At 64.3% G+C, this 16166-nt stretch carries 18 protein-coding genes and 2 tRNA genes; 12 read left to right on the top strand and 8 right to left on the bottom strand.

Going from position 1 to position 16166, the window contains the following annotated elements; genetic code table 11:
* Positions 1-72: 72 nt before the first annotated feature.
* Positions 73-2301, bottom strand: coding sequence for a TonB-dependent siderophore receptor (locus tag OYT13_RS17535; RefSeq protein WP_268566724.1), 2229 nt, complete (start codon positions 2299-2301; stop codon positions 73-75).
* A gap of 341 nt (positions 2302-2642) precedes the next feature.
* On the opposite strand from OYT13_RS17535, the gene OYT13_RS17540 reads away from it, so the two are divergent.
* Entirely contained in the window at positions 2643-3122 is a 480-nt protein-coding gene (locus OYT13_RS17540; protein WP_017234283.1) for an Lrp/AsnC family transcriptional regulator, read from the top strand.
* Entirely contained in the window at positions 3115-4071 is a 957-nt protein-coding gene (locus tag OYT13_RS17545) for a DMT family transporter (RefSeq protein WP_261938170.1), read from the top strand. The genes OYT13_RS17540 and OYT13_RS17545 overlap by 8 nt, the downstream gene beginning before the upstream one ends.
* Positions 4072-4116: 45 nt before the next feature.
* Here the strand turns inward: OYT13_RS17545 and OYT13_RS17550 are convergent, their stop codons facing one another.
* Positions 4117-4875 (bottom strand): SDR family NAD(P)-dependent oxidoreductase, encoded by a 759-nt coding sequence (locus tag OYT13_RS17550; protein ID WP_268566725.1) that lies wholly within the window; start codon positions 4873-4875, stop codon positions 4117-4119.
* Positions 4876-5093: 218 nt separating this feature from the next.
* Here OYT13_RS17550 and OYT13_RS17555 point away from each other — a divergent pair, with 218 nt between their 5' ends.
* Positions 5094-5999: a LysR family transcriptional regulator gene (locus OYT13_RS17555; RefSeq protein ID WP_017235250.1), complete on the top strand. Its 906-nt coding sequence runs from the start codon at positions 5094-5096 to the stop codon at positions 5997-5999.
* A gap of 70 nt (positions 6000-6069) precedes the next feature.
* On the opposite strand, the gene OYT13_RS17560 is transcribed toward OYT13_RS17555, so the two are convergent.
* Positions 6070-6741 carry a TetR/AcrR family transcriptional regulator gene (locus OYT13_RS17560; protein ID WP_017235249.1) on the bottom strand — a complete coding sequence of 224 codons (672 nt, stop codon included), beginning with the start codon at positions 6739-6741 and terminating at the stop codon, positions 6070-6072.
* Positions 6742-6906: 165 nt separating this feature from the next.
* Between OYT13_RS17560 and OYT13_RS17565 the strand changes: the two genes are divergently transcribed.
* The 4 genes from OYT13_RS17565 to OYT13_RS17580 all read left to right on the top strand — a co-directional run bounded on the left by OYT13_RS17565 (position 6907) and on the right by OYT13_RS17580 (position 9663).
* Positions 6907-7326: a YybH family protein gene (locus tag OYT13_RS17565; protein ID WP_017235248.1), complete on the top strand. Its 420-nt coding sequence runs from the start codon at positions 6907-6909 to the stop codon at positions 7324-7326.
* A gap of 61 nt (positions 7327-7387) precedes the next feature.
* A complete protein-coding gene (locus OYT13_RS17570; protein ID WP_017235247.1) occupies positions 7388-7816 on the top strand; it encodes a VOC family protein in 429 nt (142 codons plus the stop codon).
* Positions 7817-7963: 147 nt separating this feature from the next.
* Positions 7964-8893, top strand: coding sequence for an ABC transporter ATP-binding protein (locus tag OYT13_RS17575; RefSeq protein ID WP_039830619.1), 930 nt, complete (start codon positions 7964-7966; stop codon positions 8891-8893).
* Positions 8894-8901: 8 nt separating this feature from the next.
* Positions 8902-9663, top strand: a complete 762-nt coding sequence (locus OYT13_RS17580) for an ABC transporter permease (RefSeq protein ID WP_026132215.1) — start codon at positions 8902-8904, stop codon at positions 9661-9663.
* A 57-nt stretch (positions 9664-9720) separates the two neighbouring features.
* Here OYT13_RS17580 and OYT13_RS17585 read toward each other — a convergent pair whose 3' ends face one another.
* Positions 9721-10335, bottom strand: coding sequence for a glutathione S-transferase family protein (locus tag OYT13_RS17585; RefSeq protein WP_017235244.1), 615 nt, complete (start codon positions 10333-10335; stop codon positions 9721-9723).
* A gap of 239 nt (positions 10336-10574) precedes the next feature.
* On the opposite strand from OYT13_RS17585, the gene OYT13_RS17590 reads away from it, so the two are divergent.
* Positions 10575-11285, top strand: coding sequence for a type 1 glutamine amidotransferase domain-containing protein (locus OYT13_RS17590; RefSeq protein ID WP_017235243.1), 711 nt, complete (start codon positions 10575-10577; stop codon positions 11283-11285).
* Between the two features lie 107 nt (positions 11286-11392).
* Here the strand turns inward: OYT13_RS17590 and OYT13_RS17595 are convergent, their stop codons facing one another.
* Complete coding sequence (locus OYT13_RS17595; RefSeq protein WP_017235242.1) at positions 11393-11914, bottom strand: DUF1993 domain-containing protein; 522 nt, start codon at positions 11912-11914, stop codon at positions 11393-11395.
* Between the two features lie 275 nt (positions 11915-12189).
* Between OYT13_RS17595 and OYT13_RS17600 the strand changes: the two genes are divergently transcribed.
* The 4 genes from OYT13_RS17600 to OYT13_RS17615 all read left to right on the top strand — a co-directional run bounded on the left by OYT13_RS17600 (position 12190) and on the right by OYT13_RS17615 (position 14487).
* The gene (locus tag OYT13_RS17600; protein ID WP_017235241.1) at positions 12190-12924 is read left to right on the top strand and encodes a YoaK family protein; all 735 of its coding nucleotides are present in this window, start codon (positions 12190-12192) and stop codon (positions 12922-12924) included.
* A gap of 150 nt (positions 12925-13074) precedes the next feature.
* Positions 13075-13587 (top strand): hypothetical protein, encoded by a 513-nt coding sequence (locus tag OYT13_RS17605; RefSeq protein WP_017235240.1) that lies wholly within the window; start codon positions 13075-13077, stop codon positions 13585-13587.
* Positions 13588-13800: 213 nt separating this feature from the next.
* Positions 13801-14118, top strand: coding sequence for a hypothetical protein (locus tag OYT13_RS17610; protein WP_017235239.1), 318 nt, complete (start codon positions 13801-13803; stop codon positions 14116-14118).
* A gap of 72 nt (positions 14119-14190) precedes the next feature.
* The gene (locus OYT13_RS17615) at positions 14191-14487 is read left to right on the top strand and encodes a YciI-like protein (RefSeq protein ID WP_026132214.1); all 297 of its coding nucleotides are present in this window, start codon (positions 14191-14193) and stop codon (positions 14485-14487) included.
* Positions 14488-14662: 175 nt separating this feature from the next.
* Here the strand turns inward: OYT13_RS17615 and OYT13_RS17620 are convergent.
* The 3 genes from OYT13_RS17620 to OYT13_RS17630 all read right to left on the bottom strand — a co-directional run bounded on the left by OYT13_RS17620 (position 14663) and on the right by OYT13_RS17630 (position 16037).
* Positions 14663-14738: transfer RNA gene (locus OYT13_RS17620), tRNA-Glu, on the bottom strand.
* Positions 14739-14754: 16 nt separating this feature from the next.
* Positions 14755-14830, bottom strand: a tRNA-Ala gene (locus tag OYT13_RS17625).
* 121 nt (positions 14831-14951) lie between these two features.
* Positions 14952-16037: a DSD1 family PLP-dependent enzyme gene (locus OYT13_RS17630; RefSeq protein WP_261939850.1), complete on the bottom strand. Its 1086-nt coding sequence runs from the start codon at positions 16035-16037 to the stop codon at positions 14952-14954.
* Between the last annotated feature and the right edge of the window lie 129 nt (positions 16038-16166).

Consider the following 16166-nt stretch of genomic DNA (forward strand, 5'->3'; position numbering starts at 1 on the left):
AGAAGACAAACAGCGAATCTTGCGAGCCGCTGCTCCATGAATGGCCAAATCTCGCCAGGTGTCCGACGTCGCTCAGAAGTCGATCTTCGCGTTCAGGCTGACCATGCGCGGGTCGGCCGGCTTGATGTAGTTGTCGTACTGATATTCCCAATACTTGCGGTTGGTCAGGTTGCTCACCGCCGCGCGCAGCGTCACGTCCTTGCCTGCGACGCGCGTGCGGTACGTTGCGCCGAGGTTGATCAACGTATAGCCCGAGACGGTCAGCGAGTTCTGCGGATTGAGCGCCGTGCGACCGTTGTAGCGAATATCGCCCCCGACCGACAGACCCGGCACGTAAGGCACCTTGTACTCGACGTTGCCCGAGAGCACGAAGCGCGGCGCGCCGCCCACCCGGTTGCCGTCGAAACCGTTCGTACGGGCGTACCAGCTATCGAGCGCCATGGCGCTGGCGCCGAGCGTCCACCGTGGCCCCAGCTTCACCGCCCCCGCCAACTCGATCCCCTGGTAGATCGACTGGCCATCCGAGACGCGCGCGTTGGCGCTGTTCGTGTATACCGCACCCCGTTCAATGCGGAAGAGCGCCGCCGTCGTGCTCCATGTGGCCTGTTCCGTCTTCACGCCAACCTCGTACTGACGGCTCTTGAACGGGTTGAGCACCGCGCCCGCGTTGGCGTAGGTCGCCCCCACCACTTCGCCAGCCTCCAGCGCTTCCACATAGCTGGCGTACGTCATCGTGTTCGGCGCGAGCTTGTACATGATGGCGAGCGTCGGCGTGAACACACCGTTCGTCGAGTAGGTCGAGATCCCTAGCGCGTTCGTCTGATTGTAGTTCGTGAAGCGCGCGCCACCGAGCACCGACAGTCGATCCGTGATCTGTACCGTGTCGGAGGCGAAGACCGAGCGCTGTTCAATGGCGCTGGCGCGTTGCGCCTGGAGCGTCGAGCCGTCGCCAAAGAACTGATACGACGCCCCCTGGTACAGATTGCCCGAGTATGTCGAGAAGGGAACATACGCGTTCGCGGTGACCGGGCTGTACAGATACGCGTAGTCGTTCGTCTGATACTGCGATGCGTAGCCGAACGTGAGCCGGTGCGCGAGTGGCCCCGTACGAACCTTGCCCTCGGCCGCCACCTGCCACGCGTGGAACGTATTGATTTCGTCGCCCAGATCGTTCAGGCCACGGAAGTCGCCTGCGCCGTTGAGCAGATAGAGCGTGGCTTCGTTACGGTCGCGCGTCGACTTGTTGTAGCCGAAGTTGGCCGACACCTTCCAGTCCGGATTCAACTGATATTGCAGGCCGGTCGTGTAGAACTGCGTGATGGTGTTCAGATGCGTGGCCTGCGTCTGAAGTTTCGCGTTCGACACATTGATCGGCCCCGGCAACTGATGGCCCTGGAAGGACGCCGTCGAGAGCGAGGGCGTGGTGCCTGTCGCCCGGCGATCCTGGTACATCGCGCCGAAGTTCCACGTCAGGTCGGGCGTCAAACGTGCGTCGAGCGCGAGCGACACCGTGTCGCGATTCAGATTGCCGTCCGAATAGGTGCGGCCTTCCTCGTGCGTGTAATTCAGCCGGGCGCCGAACATGTCGTTCGGCCCGGCACGCCCCCCGAGATCGACATGCTCGCGCCAGATGCCGTTCGAATGGAAACCGACATCGATGCTGGCGATGCGCTCGTCCGTCGGCTTTTTCGTCACATAGTTGACGACACCGCCCGGGGCAACGAAGCCGTACATGAAACCGGACAACCCCTTGAGCAGTTCCAAGCGGTCGAACTGCTCGTACGGCATCGTCACGCCGTAGGTCATCACGGGCATCCCGTCGAGCTTGAAGCCGGATTGCCAGTCGATCGGCATGCCGCGCACATAGATGTAGCCGGCCCAGGCATCGAAGGCGTTGCTGCCGTCGGTCACCGAGGCGTCGGTCGAGAACACGTCGCCAAGCTTCGCGGGTTGGCGTTGTTCGAGCTGCTCCTGGCTGACCACCGTTGTGGAGAACGGCGTATCGAGCTGGCTGCGCGAGCCAAGCGCGCCGGATTGCACTGGCTGCTTGAGGTTCTGCGGCGTTTCACGCAGGGCCGAGCCGGTCACCGTTGTGGCCTGGAGCGTGGCTTGGGCATCGGCGTCGGTTGTCGTTCCATCCGTGGACGTGGCCGCCATCGACTGGGCGATGGCCGGTGCGGCGACAAAGGCCAGGAGTGCGGCCAGCGCGAGCGGCGTCAGACGGCTTCGGGGAACGACGACGTTGCCCGTAGCGGTGCGGCCAGCCTCCCCCGAGGCGCCGTGATGGTAAGCGAAGGTCATGCTGCAAATCCCGAGTGACGATTTGAAATATTTATTGAATGCGAATCGTTAACATTCTCATTCAAAGATCGGAATATTAACAAACGTTCACGTATCGTCAACAAGTGTTGAAGATCGGCGTCGCGGGACAACACGGAAATACAACATTTCCATCCCATACAGGAAGGGAATGTTGGCAAACGACGCTGCCGGACAGTTGCCGCGGCGGTGGTTTCGGGGCGGTGGTCTGACCGGCGCATCGGAAACCGTGTCAAATAGGCTAGTATTGCGGCACTGTCGCCGACCGAGCGGCTAATTGACTGGACCGCCGACCCTCATCCGGGGCGCGCGTGCAATGTGGTATGGACCTCGACGCCATTGATCTGAAGATTTTGCGGGAGCTGCAAGCGGACGCCCGCCTCACCAACGTAGAACTCGCCTCGCGCGTGAACCTCTCGCCGTCGCCTTGCCTGGCGCGCGTGAAAGCGCTCGAAGCGGCGGGCTACATTCGCCAGCGCGTCACGCTGCTCGATCCGTCCCGGCTCGGGTTGCACATCAACGTTTTCATCCACGTCACGCTCGAAAACCAGAATCGCGACGGTCTGGATGCGTTCGAAACGGCCGTCACCGCATTGCCCAACGTCATGGAGTGCTACCTGATGTCGGGCGACGCCGATTACCTCCTGCGCGTTATGGTCAGCGACATGAGTGCCTACGAGACGCTCATCACCGATCGGCTCTCCCGCATCCCGGGCATCCGCAACATTCGCTCCAGTTTCGCGCTCAAGCAGGTCTTGTACACCACGGCCGTCCCGGTGCCCGACCGCTCCGGCGATGCCTGAGGCCGCGTCCCCCGCTACGTTCGCGACGTCCGACGCCGGCCAGCCCCCGCACGGCGGGGCCGGCCAGCAGATCGCCTTGCACGTCGCGGCCATGTTGTTCGGCGCTTCGGCACTGTTCGGCGAGCACATTGCCGCGAGCAGCGCGATGATCGTCTTCGGTCGCGGCCTCTTTTCGTGGCTTGCGCTGAGCGTCATTGCCCTCGCAGGTCTGGCGGGCATGCGCAGTGCCGCGCGGGTCGCGGGCGGCGCGCCGTGGCGCGGGCTCTCGCCCGCCTCGGCGTTGCGACTCATCCTCGCCGGCGGGCTCCTCGGCGCGCATTGGCTCGCGTTCTTCCTGGCGATCAAAGCGGGCGGCGTTGCCGTCGGCACGCTCGGCTTCGCCTGCTTCCCGGCGTTCGTGATCCTGCTTGAATGGCCATTGCGTCGCGAGCGCCCCACCTTGGGCGACGCGGGCGTCATCGCACTCGTGTGCGTCGGACTGGCGCTCGTCACCCCGGCGTTCGACTGGCGCGCCGGGGCAACCGTCGGTCTCGCGTGGGGAGTGTTCTCCGGCGCCCTCTACGCCGTTATCGCCCTGTCCAATCGCGTGCTGGGCGCGCAGGTCTCGCCGCTGCAGGCCAGTTGGTGGCAATGCTTCGGCATCCTGCTCGTGCTCGGCCCGTTCACCTGGCGCGAGGCACTGTCGCTCCCCGCGACGCAATGGGGGTGGCTCGCATGCCTCGGCGTCGTGTGCACCGCCCTCGCCTACACGCTGTTCATCCATGCGCTGCGCACCGTCAAAGCCAGCCAGGCCGCGGTCGTCATCGCCCTCGAGCCGGTCTACGCCATCGCCTTCGCATGGGCGCTGTTCGGCACCTCGCCCACGCTCAAGATGGCCGCGGGCGGTGTGTGCATCGTCGGCGCCGTGGCCTGGTCCGGTTCGATGCGCTCACGCCGTCCCGCTCACTGATGCCTCACCGCCCCCTCACTGAGGCTCCCATGAGGCCGTCGGCCGTCAGACGAACATCCCGCCCGACGCCTCGATGCGCTGGGCATTGATCCAGCCGGTCTCGTCGGCCAGCAGCGCCGCCACAATGCCGCCGATGTCGTCGGCCTCGCCCACGCGGCCCAGCGCCGTGTTCGCGGCCACCATCTGATTGACGCCCTGATTGTCACGCACCGTGCCGCCGTTGAAGTCCGTCGCGATGGCGCCCGGCGCCACCGTATTGGCCCGAATACCGCGCGCGCCCAACTCCTTCGCCAGGTAGCGCGAAAACACCTCGATACCGCCCTTCATCATCGCGTAGGCCGACGCGCCCGGCAGCGAGAATCGCGCCAGACCGCTCGAGACGTTCAGGATGCGTCCGCCGTCCGAGATCAGCGGCAGCAACGTCTGCGTGAGGAAATACGGTCCCTTCAGGTGCAGCCGCACGAGCTCGTCGAACTGCGCTTCGGTCGTCTCGACGAATGGCGCGTGCAAGCCCGTTCCGGCGTTGTTGACGAGGAAATCGAACGTATCGCGCTGCCAGACATCGCCCAGCACGCGCCCGATTTGCGCGGCGAACGGGCCGAACTGCGAGGCATCCGACACGTCGAGCGGCAAGGCCACGGCTTTCGCACCCAGCGCGACGATCTCAGCCACCACCGCGTCGGCTTCCGCGCGCTGGCTGCGATAGGTGAGGATGACGTCGATTCCGCGACGTGCCGCTGCGAGCGCCGACGCGCGGCCCAGGCCGCGGCTGCCACCGGTGATGAGAACGATTTTGCGAGTCATGGTATTTCTCCTGAAGGCGTTGGGCCTTGCCGGTTGGCAACGCCCTGTTGAACCCCATCGACACCCGTGCCGTTCGATGTCGGTGACAGACGGCAGGTTGAGGTGCGGCGGTATGTTCAACAGGTTATTGCAACGAATTTCACCAATAAACCCGCAATAATTGATTACACTGATCAAATTTCCATAACAATCAACGATTGGATCGACCGTCGCTTACCATGCATCAGCTCGACGCCATGCGCATCTTCGTGCGTGTTACGCAGACCGGCAGCTTCACGCAGGCCGCCGACAGTCTTGGCCTGCCTCGCGCCAGCGTCTCCAATGCCATCAAGCAACTGGAGGCCAAGCTGGGCACGCGCCTGCTGCATCGGACCACACGACGCGTGCAACTCACGCAAGATGGCCAAGCGTGCCTTGAGCGATGCCAGGATTTGCTCGCCGACATGGAAGAGTGGGAGACGATGTTCGTCGCGCGCGACGAAGCGCTGACAGGCCGTCTGCGCGTCGATTTGCCTGCCACGCTCGCGCGTACGACCGTCATTCCGCAACTGCCCGCCTTCTTGGCGCAACATCCGGCCCTGCGCCTTGAACTGTCGAGCACCGATCGGCGTGTCGATCTCGTGCGCGAAGGATTCGACTGCGTGCTGCGCGTGGGCGCCGTCGCCGATTCGACGCTGATCGCGCGACCGCTCGGCCACATGCGGCAGATCAACGTCGCGAGCCCGGCGTATCTCGCCCGCTACGGCATACCGCGCTCGCTCGACGACCTGCGCTCGCATCGACTGATCCATTACGCGACGACGCTGGGCGCTCGCCCCGTGGGCTGGGAATACTTCGACGGCGAACGCTATGCGCAGTGGCCAATGGAAGGCGTACTGACCGTGAACAATGCCGACGCCTATCAAGCGGCGTGCCTCGCCGGACTCGGGCTGATTCAGGCGCCCGAGAGCGGCGTGCGAGGGCTGTTGGCCGACGGCACGCTGCAAGCCGTGCTGCCGGAGTTTCAAGCGCAGCCGCTGGCGGTCACCTTGCTGTATGCGAACCGCCGTCACCTGCCCCGGCGCGCCCAGGTGTTCATGAACTGGCTCGCCGACTTACTGACACCACGTCTGACGGCGATTTAATGTTGCGTTGCCATCTGTTGAAGTCGGTGGGCAAATGCCCCACGCGACGACCATTGCGGCTGTCTGCGCCTCACTGACACTCCCCCCCTTGCGATAGCCCCCGCTCGACCATTGCGACGAGGCGCTGCCCCAACCCGTCGACCTGATCGTCGGGCAGATCGCGCAGCGGGCCGTCGATGACCAGCACGGACAATCCATGCACGGCCGCCCAGGCCAGATACTCCGCGCCGGGTCGCTGTGCCGCGTCGATGAGCTTGGCCGCGACCATACCGTCGAGCGCCGCCCCCAGCAGTTCGAACGGGTTGAGACCGCTCGCCCCCGCCTTGGCCGGATCGGCCGCCGAACGCACATTCTCCGACGGAGAAAAGGCCGTTCGAAACAGCCCCGGATGCGCGCGAGCGAAGTGCAGATAACCGATGCCGACAGCACGCAGCCCGGCGCGGGCGCGCGCAACCATGTCGAGCGCCGAGGTCTCCCGTGCCGCCAACTCAAGTTCGATGGCCACCGCCAATTCGGCCAGGGCCGCCGAGCGCACGGCGTCGAGCAAATCCTGACGATTCGCGAAGTGCCGGTACGCCGCATTCGGCACGACCCCGGCGCGGCGCGTCGCCTCGCGCAAGACAACCGCATCCGGCCCGCCCTCGCGTGCCAGCGCAATCCCGGCCTCGAGCAACGCCCGGCGCAGGTCGCCATGTCGATATGTCGTGCGCGCCGGGCCGGCCGTTGTTACCTGTTCAGTCATTACAACCCCTTGTGGACAGTGTCCATTATGTCTGCTATTGTTTGTGTACACTGTCCACAAAGACAAGTTGCGGTGCATCATGTCTCGATGTACCGGGCGGCAGGGGCGTATCGTCGCCGTTGCCGTTCCCCACCAGAAGTCACTCGCTTTACATCAGGAGGCACTATGGTTGAGACGTATCCTGCACACGGCGACGAAGCCGCCATTCGGGCGATTCATTCGGCATGGCTCGACGCCGTGCGCAGCAAGTCGGTCGGCACGCTGCTCGATCATTACGACCCTGACGTCGTCGTGTTCGACGTGATGCCGCCCATCGAGCATCGCGGCACCGAGGCGTATCGCCGTCTGCTCGAGGGTTGGTTCGGCCACACGGTCGGGCCAATCCATTTCGAAGTCACGCAGTGGCATCTCGTGCACGCCGGCGATCTGGCGTTCAGCCACAGTGTGAATGTGGTTCGCAACACCGGCCCCGACGGACAGACGCACGGCGCCACCGTGCGCGCGACCGTGGGCTATCGCAAGACGCAAGGTCGCTGGCGCGTGGTGCACGAGCACGCGTCGGTACCCATGACGTTCGCACCGTAATCCTTGTCTGCCGGGGTGTCGCCACGCCCCCCCCCTTTATCCGAATCGAGAGGAGCGTTCCATGCAAGTCCATTCCTATTTGTTTTTTGAAGGTCGTTGCGAAGAAGCCATTGCGTTCTACGAGAAAGTGCTGGGCGCGAAGCGCGGCATGCTCATGCGCTACGGCGAGAGCCCTGAGCCGTGCCCGTCGGGGATGCTGCCGCCCGGAAGTGAGAACAAGATCATGCATGGCGAATTCACCCTCGGCGATTCGATGGTGATGGCCTCGGACGGCATGGTGAGCGGCAAGCCCAAGTTCGACGGCTTCTCGCTGTCGGTCGACTTCGCTGAAGTGGCCGCGGCCGAGAAGGCTTTCCACGCGCTCGCCGACGGCGGCGAGGTCAACATGCCGCTCGGCGAGACCTTCTTCGCGAAGACGTTTGGCATGGTCAAGGACCGCTTCGGCATGAACTGGATGGTGATCGTGCCGAAAGAAATGCCGAAGGGCTGAGGTATCGGCGCGCGCCGGGCACTTGTCCGGCCGCTCGCTTCGTTGCTGTGGGCGGGTATCGGCGCCGACGACGGCCCCGCTGCCCGCTTTTTTGCGCCCGCGCGGCGTGCCCAACAAGTTCTTCACGCCTGTGCTATCGTCGCCGCCATGCCATCCGTGATCTCAATCCAGAATCTGTCGAAGACGTACGCGACCGGTTTCCAGGCGCTCAAGAACATCAATCTGGAAATCCAGCGCGGCGAGATCTTCGCCCTGCTCGGCCCGAACGGCGCCGGCAAAACGACCCTCATCAGCACCATTTGCGGCATCGTGCGTCCGACCTCGGGCACGGTCACCGTCGACGGTCACGATATCGTCACGGACTACCGTGCCGCGCGTGAGGCCATCGGGCTGGTTCCGCAGGAGCTGACCACGGACTCGTTCGAGTCGGTGTGGGCCACTGTCTCGTTCTCGCGCGGCCTGTTCGGCAAGCCCGCAAATCCGGCGCACATCGAAAAGGTGCTGCGCTCGCTCTCGCTGTGGGAAAAGAAGGACAGTCGCATCATGCAGCTCTCGGGCGGCATGAAGCGGCGCGTGCTGATCGCCAAGGCGCTCTCGCACGAGCCGCGCGTGCTGTTCCTCGACGAGCCCACCGCCGGGGTCGACGTGGAGTTGCGTCGCGACATGTGGCGTCTCGTGAACTCGTTGCGCGAGACCGGTGTGACCGTGATCCTCACCACGCACTACATCGAAGAAGCCGAGGAGATGGCCGATCGCGTGGGCATCATCACCGGCGGGCAGATCACGCTCGTGCAGGAGAAGACCGAGCTGATGCGGCACATGGGCAGCAAGCAACTCACGTTGCAACTGACCGAGCCGCTCAGCGCCGTGCCCGAGGCGCTGGCTGCCTACGGCCTCACGCTCGACGCCAACGGCACCGAACTCGTCTTCACCTATGACGCCAACATCGAGCAGACGTCCATCGCCACCCTGCTGCGCGACATGGAACGCGCCGGTATCTCGGTGAAGGATCTGCATACGACGCAAAGCTCGCTCGAAGATATCTTCGTCTCGCTCGTGCACAGGAAAGAAGGATGAGCCGCGCCATGAATTTCTACGCCGTCAGGGCGATCTACAACTTCGAGATGGCGCGCACGCGTCGCACGCTGATGCAGAGCATCATCTCGCCGGTCATCTCGACCTCGCTGTACTTCGTGGTGTTCGGTGCGGCCATCGGCTCGCGCATTCCCGAAATCGAGGGCGTGCCTTACGGCGCGTTCATCGTGCCGGGCCTCATCATGCTCTCGCTGCTCACGCAGAGCGTCACGAACGCGTCGTTCGGCATCTATTTCCCGCGCTTCACCGGCACGATCTACGAACTCCTCTCCGCGCCGGTGTCGTATATGGAGATCGTGATTGCCTACGTGGGCGCGGCAGCCACCAAGTCGATCGTGCTCGGGGTGATCATGCTCGGCACGGCCGCGTTGTTCGTGCCGCTGCGCATCGAACATCCGATATGGATGGTGTTGTTCCTGGTGCTCACGGCCGTGACGTTCAGCCTGCTCGGTTTCATCATCGGCATCTGGGCCGACGGCTTCGAGAAACTGCAACTCGTGCCGCTGCTCATCATCACGCCGCTCACCTTTCTCGGCGGTAGCTTCTACTCGACGCACATCCTGCCGCCGTTCTGGCGTACCGTCACGCTGTTCAATCCGGTTGTGTATCTCATCAGCGGTTTTCGCTGGAGCTTCTACGGGCTGGCGGACGTGAGCGTCGGGGTGAGTCTGGGCATGACGCTCGTTTTCCTCGCCGTCTTCCTGAGCATCGTCGCCTGGATGTTCAAGACCGGTTACCGGCTCAAGAGCTGACCCCGCCTGCCGGACGGCAAGCCGTCCGGCGCCGGGCGTGTGCCGCCGCCGTGTCGGTCAGGTCGGCGGTGTTTCGAGAAACGCCGGGAGCGCTTCCGCCTGCACGGAAAAGCTGGCGACTTCCGGAAACTCGGCCGTGAAGTCGAGTTCCGGCACCAACAGGTGATGGAACCGCCATGCCACGGCGATCGTCACGCCGTGCTCGCCGATCCGGTCCGGCGTTGCCACGATAGGCACTTGCGCCAGTTCGACCTCCAGCGCGTGAAAGGCTGCATGCACCTGTTTGCGCACGCGATCGGTCCACGGGACGTGCCGCTTCTCGCTCGGACGCAGTTCGCGCTCGTACACCAGTTGCACCGACTTTTCGCACGCCGCCAAGGCCAGGCCCGTCAGGCGCAATGCGCGCAAACGCTCGGCAGGATCGCTCGGTACAAGCCGCTGCGCCGGATCGACCAGCGTCTCCAGGTATTGCAGGATCAGCGTGGAGTCCATGAGCACCGTGCCGTCGTCGGTCACGAGCGTCGGGGCCTTCACGACCGGATTGATCTCGGCAAACTCGTCAAACGTTCGAAACACGGAGAGCGCGTGATGCGCATACGGTAGGCCCAGCAACTTCAGGCAAATCGCCGTGCGGCGCACGTAGGGGGAATCGAGCATTCCGATCAATTGCATGTCTTGCTCCTGAGGACGGCAGTCGCCGCCGGGTCGTAGGGTCTTGCGTGGGCTGAATGGCGGCGGGCGGTGCCGGCATCCGCACAAGCATAGCGGACGTCCGATGCTCCGCAAATCGAATTCGATCACCGCTTTCTGCGAATTTTGCTCACAAGAGACGCGCGCGAGCCCGTCGCGGGCGAGCGTGCCCGATGACGGGTAGAATTGCCCGAATGGCCGACTCGACAAGGAGACGATTCATGAACATCCTGATGGTGCTGACCTCGCACGACCGCCTCGGCGACACGGGCAAGAAGACCGGTTTCTGGCTCGAAGAATTCGCCTCACCGTACTACGTGTTCATCGACGAGGGACTGGCGGTCACGCTGGCGTCCCCCGCAGGCGGCCAGCCGCCGCTCGATCCGAAAAGCGACGAGCCCGATGCCCAGACCGATGCCACGCGACGCTTCCGTGAAGACTCGGTCGCGCAGCAGGCGCTGGCGAACACCCTCCGGCTCGCCGACGTCAAGGTCACCGACTACGACGCCGTCTTTTACCCCGGCGGCCACGGCCCGCTATGGGATCTCGCGCAAGACCCGAACTCCATCCGTCTGATCGAAGCTTTCGAGCGCGCCGGCAAGCCCATCGGCTTCGTCTGCCATGCGCCGGGGGTGCTGCGTCAGGTGCGCAGCGCGAACGGTGAGCCGCTCGTACGGGGGCGCCACGTCACAGGCTTCACCAACGAGGAGGAGGCCGCCGTCGGTCTCACCGACGTGGTGCCGTTCCTGGTTGAAGACGAACTCAAACGGCTGGGCGGGTTGTATGAGAAGGCCGACAACTGGCAATCGCATGTGGTCGGCGACGGCCGGCTGGTCACGGGCCAGAATCCGGCCTCGTCGGACGAAGCCGCGCGCACGGTGCTCGCCATGATGGAACCGCGTCTGCCGTCTCTGCCGTCGTCCCTTCCCTGATGCACGAGAGGCGCTTGCATCGTGCCGGCTCCACGCGCTGACGCGGCGGCTTTAGTCAGCCCGCATCGGCGCGTTTCCCGCCGGCGCTGCCAATCGGCACGCGCCGGTCAGATTTTCTGCGTCTCGTACGGGCCGAGATAATCCGCCTTGCCGACCGCCACGCCTTGCGCGCGCAGAATGTCGTGCGTGGTCGTGACATGAAAATAGAAGTTCGGCAATGCGAACTTCAACAGATAGTCGACCGCGTCCATCGTCGTCTGATGGTCCTTGAACTTCAGGGTGATCTGTCGCGACTCGGCCCCATCGAATCGATCTTCGAGAATACCGGCGATAAACGCCTCGGTGTTCGCGACGCGATCGCGCAGTTGGTCGAACGTCGTCTCGTTGTCGTCGAACTTCGGCGACTCCACGCCCGTGATTCGCGCGACCGCGAACTTGGCCGTGTCGCTCACGCGCTGCACTTGCGCCACGAAGTCGAGCATATCGGGGGCGAGCTTCGCCTTGAGAATCGTCGCCGGGTCGAGCGCGTTCGCTTCGCAATGCGCGCGCGCCTTCTGCAGGTAGTCGGCCATGACGGTCAGGCCACGCAGATAGACCGGGACGGTGGCGCGATAAAGAGAGATCGACATCGGAAGGCTCCTCGAAGTTTGGCATGACGGTGAGCGCACTCGAAACGTGCGATAAGACATGCTATCAGCCCCGAAACATTCTCGCCGGGCACGCCGACGCCTCACGGAAACGGTGACGCGATCGCCTGCGGGATCGACGCTGCGCGGTGTCACCGCGCGATCGTCCCGCATACGGCGGTGATATGCTTCACTCGCACACCGTGCCTGCCTGCGCTTGCCTCGCATGCCGAACCGGATGCGCAAAACCTGCCATGCAAGTCGACAGAGGAGCTGCCATGGGTGCCCCCCGCCACATCCCCACGCCGACCGAGGCCGCCACCGTTGCGCGCACGTGGGTGAGCCACTTTGCCAAACCCACGGCCATCGGCATGACACTCGCCTTCGTGGCGGGCTATATCGACGTCGTAGGCTTCATCGCGTTGTTCGGACTGTTCACCGCGCACGTGACCGGCAACTTCGTGATGATCGGCGTGCAGTTGGTCGCGAGCACCCATGTCGGCGTGCTGGCCAAACTGTTGGCACTGCCCGTGTTCGTCATCGTCGTCGCGCTGGTGAAACTCGTGGTGCAGCGCTTCTCGCGAACGGAACGACGGCCGCTGCGGCGGCTGCTCGTGGTGCAAACGTTGCTGCTGCTCGGCTTCATGATCGTTGGCATGGCGGCACAACCCATCATCTCGGCCGATGCGCCGCTGGCGATTCTGTCGGGCATGTTCGGCGTGGCTGCCCTCGCGATCCAGAATGCCGTCGGGCGCCTGGTGCTCGCCGATCTGGCCCCCACCACGATCATGACCGGCAACACTACGCAAATCGTGATCGATATCGTCGAGTTGGCGAGCGGTCATTGCAGCGACGACAACGCCGTGCGAGCGCGTCTGCGCAAGATGATTCCCGCCTTGGCGGCGTTCGCTGTCGGGGCCGTTTTCGGCGGCTTCGCGTATCACGGCACGGGGTTCTGGTGCGTGGTGCTGCCAGTGCTGCTGCTCGTGGCGCTGGCGATCGCCAACGAGTGAGCGGTTGACGCTGGCATCACGCGTTTGCCTACGCAGCGCAGCGAATGCGTCCGCGCTTTGGCCGGACGCGGTAAAATCGCATCCTTCAGCCGTGCGCTTCGACGCGCCTCGCACCATCATCCGCCCATCCCCACGCACCGATCTTCGCCAGTGACTGCCACCCCCGCCAACCTTCTTCCGACCGAGAACTCCGCCGATAGCGGCGATGCCATCCACGACGCCCGCCTTTGGCGCGACGACGGATGGACGGCCAAGGTCGTCAAGAACGAGGACGACGACGGCTGGGCGGTCGCCATGTACAAGGACGGCGAATCCGAGCCGGCGCTCGTCGGTCCCTGGACCATGGGGCGTGACAAGAAGAATCCGAAGCCGCTCGATGTTGGCGCTTTCCACACGCTGGTGAAAACGGCCGACGAAGTGCTGCGCCGTCACGAACAGCAGTTGCGCGCCCAGTTGCACAAGCGCGTGAGCGTCGACGGCCCCGACGGCGACATCGACGTCACGCTCGACATCGTGCCCGACGACTACGACCCCCACGCTGTGCTGAGCGCTGTCGACCGTTTCGGCGAAACCGTCGCGTCGGTCAAGGTGCCGCCTACGTTCAAGCTCTCGCGCCACAGCGCCCGCGCGTGGATCGAGAACGATTTCCAGCGGCCCCAGTAAGCGCCCGCTCACGTAACGCCCGGCGTTGTCGTCGGGCGCTCTATCGGGAGCGGCGACATACCCCATTACGTTGAATACCGGGATAGCGGCTCGTCTGGCTGGGCCTTCCAACGCGCTCTATGATGGGCTTCATCGACGCTCCGCTTGCCACGCGAGCGGGCACTCACACTGCCCCGCGTCGATGCATCGCTATGCTTACCGTCAGGAGACCCTATGAAGCGCTTCCACATCGCACTCGCCGTGCGCGATCTCGACGAGTCCATCCAGGACTATTCGGTCCGTCTCGGTCAGCCGCCAACGGCTGTCGTGTCGGGTGCGTACGCCATGTGGCGCACCGATCTGCTGAACTTCTCGATCAATCAATCGCCGTCACGCGCCGGAGAACTGCGACACGTCGGCTTCGAGGACGACGCCGCCCCGGAATACTCGAGCAGCACCGATTGCAACGGCTTGATGTGGGAAGCGTTTTCCGCGAGGGAGCAGGACCAACGCATAGTGAGCACTTACGGGGTAGCGGTGCGTCACGCGTAGCCCTCTGCCCTGCCGTCGGCGTTTTGCGGATAATGAACGCGGTACGGCAGCGAACTCAACGGAGGCATGACCATGCATTACCTGCTCACCTACGACCTCGTCGACGATTATCTCGAACGGCGAGGTCAGTACCGCGACGCGCATCTGGCGCTCGCATGGCAAGCGGCCGAACGCGGCGAACTGCTCCTGGCCGGCGCCCTGGAATCCCCCGTCGACACGGCCGCCCTACTCTTCGAAGGCGACTCGCCGGCTGCGGCGGAAGCGTTTGCGAACGCCGATCCCTACGTAGCCCATGGACTGGTGAAGTCGTGGCGCGTGCGCCCGTGGAAAACGGTGGTGGGGAAGCGGGCGAGTTCGCCGGTGCGTTAAGCGCGACGGCCATTGCGTGCGTTCGCGTCTGCGATTGCCGCATCGCATGCCGTGGATGCACGCGCAATCCACCGCAGAAAAACAAAACGCGCTTGGCGATGAAGCCAAGCGCGTTTGTCGACAACCGATTGAGCGTCGTGCTTTCGGAAAGCTCCGAGAGTCACGCCGGTAAATCTGGCGTCCCCTAGGGGATTCGAACCCCTGTACTCACCGTGAAAGGGTGATGTCCTAGGCCTCTAGACGAAGGGGACATAAAGTCTTCCGTTTTGGTGGAGGTAAGCGGGATCGAACCGCTGACCTCTTGCATGCCATGCAAGCGCTCTCCCAGCTGAGCTATACCCCCGTACGGCGAAGAAGTGAGACTATAGCGCGGTTTTCGAAGGTTGGGAAGCCCCCACCCCAAAATATTTGGCGCGGACGCGACGTATCGGCGTCCATCCCGATCGGCCATGCCGCGCTCGCGCTCACTGACTGAGTCCGCGCGCCTCGATAGGCCATAGCCCTTCGACTCGTCCGTGTCGCACCGCGACGTATCGGTCGTAGAGATTGACCGTCGGATCGCAATGTCCCGGCACAAGCAGGATCGGCTCGCCGAGCCAGGGAGCGCCGTCCTCGTCGGGCGACGCCAGTTCGAGCACGCCATGCTCGTCCGACGCCGTGCGGTATTGCGGCTGGCCCGCCTGTTGCGACGACCAGAAGCGAGGCAACCCGGAATCGGTCGCCACACTCTTGAGTCCCGCGTCGCAAACGATGATGCCCGCGCGCGCCGTGCTCATGACCGTCGACGCGAGAAAGAGCCCATGACGAAAGCGCCAGTCGCCGCGCCATTCCAGCGAGCCATAATGACCGTCGATAAACACATACGAGCCAGGCTGAACCTCCGTATAAACGCCGCTCTCGATGTCGAACTCGGCCGTGCCGGTCCCGCCGCCGGTCACCACAGGACAGATGATGCCGCGCGCCTCCAGAAAGCGCACATAGTCCGCCGCACGATCGGCGGCAAGCCGTGCCGTGTCGCGTCGCGCGAGCCAGCCATCGACATGCTGCGCACTGCCGTGATACGCCTGCAACCCGCCGAAGCGCAGCCCTTCGTAATGATCGATCGCGTCGATCAGCTTGCCCACCGCCTGCGTCGAATCGACACCGCAACGCCCCTGCCCCACATCGACCTCGGGCAACACCGCGATGCGCACACCGGCGCGCTGTGCCGCCTTGCCGAGCGGCGCCACCTGACGCACGTCGTCCACGCACACGGACAGCGTCACGCGCGCGGCCATCGCCACGGCCAGCGCCACACGGGCTTCGCCAACGAACTCGTTGCTGATGTGGATGCTGCCGATGCCCGCGTTGACGAACGGAATCGCCTCGGTGAGCTTCTGACAGCAGATGCCCACCGCGCCCGCCGCCATCTGCGCCTGGGCGATCGTGGCGCACTTGTGCGCCTTGGCATGCGGACGCACCGCCACCCCGCGCGCGGCGGCCGCGCTCGCCATGCGCGCGACGTTCGCGTCGAAGGCGTCGAGATCGAGCAGCAAGGACGGCGTGGCCACCTGGGCAAGCGAATCTCCCACACGGGCGACCGGCGGCACCGCAAGACGCCCGGAGGAGGCGCTCGAAGAGTCCGAAGAGTCCGAAGAGTCCGAAGAGGCCGAAGCCGTATTGTCCGAATCGGGCATCAC

This window comes from Pandoraea sp. XJJ-1, assembly GCF_026802345.1.
GTDB lineage: Bacteria > Pseudomonadota > Gammaproteobacteria > Burkholderiales > Burkholderiaceae > Pandoraea > Pandoraea cepalis.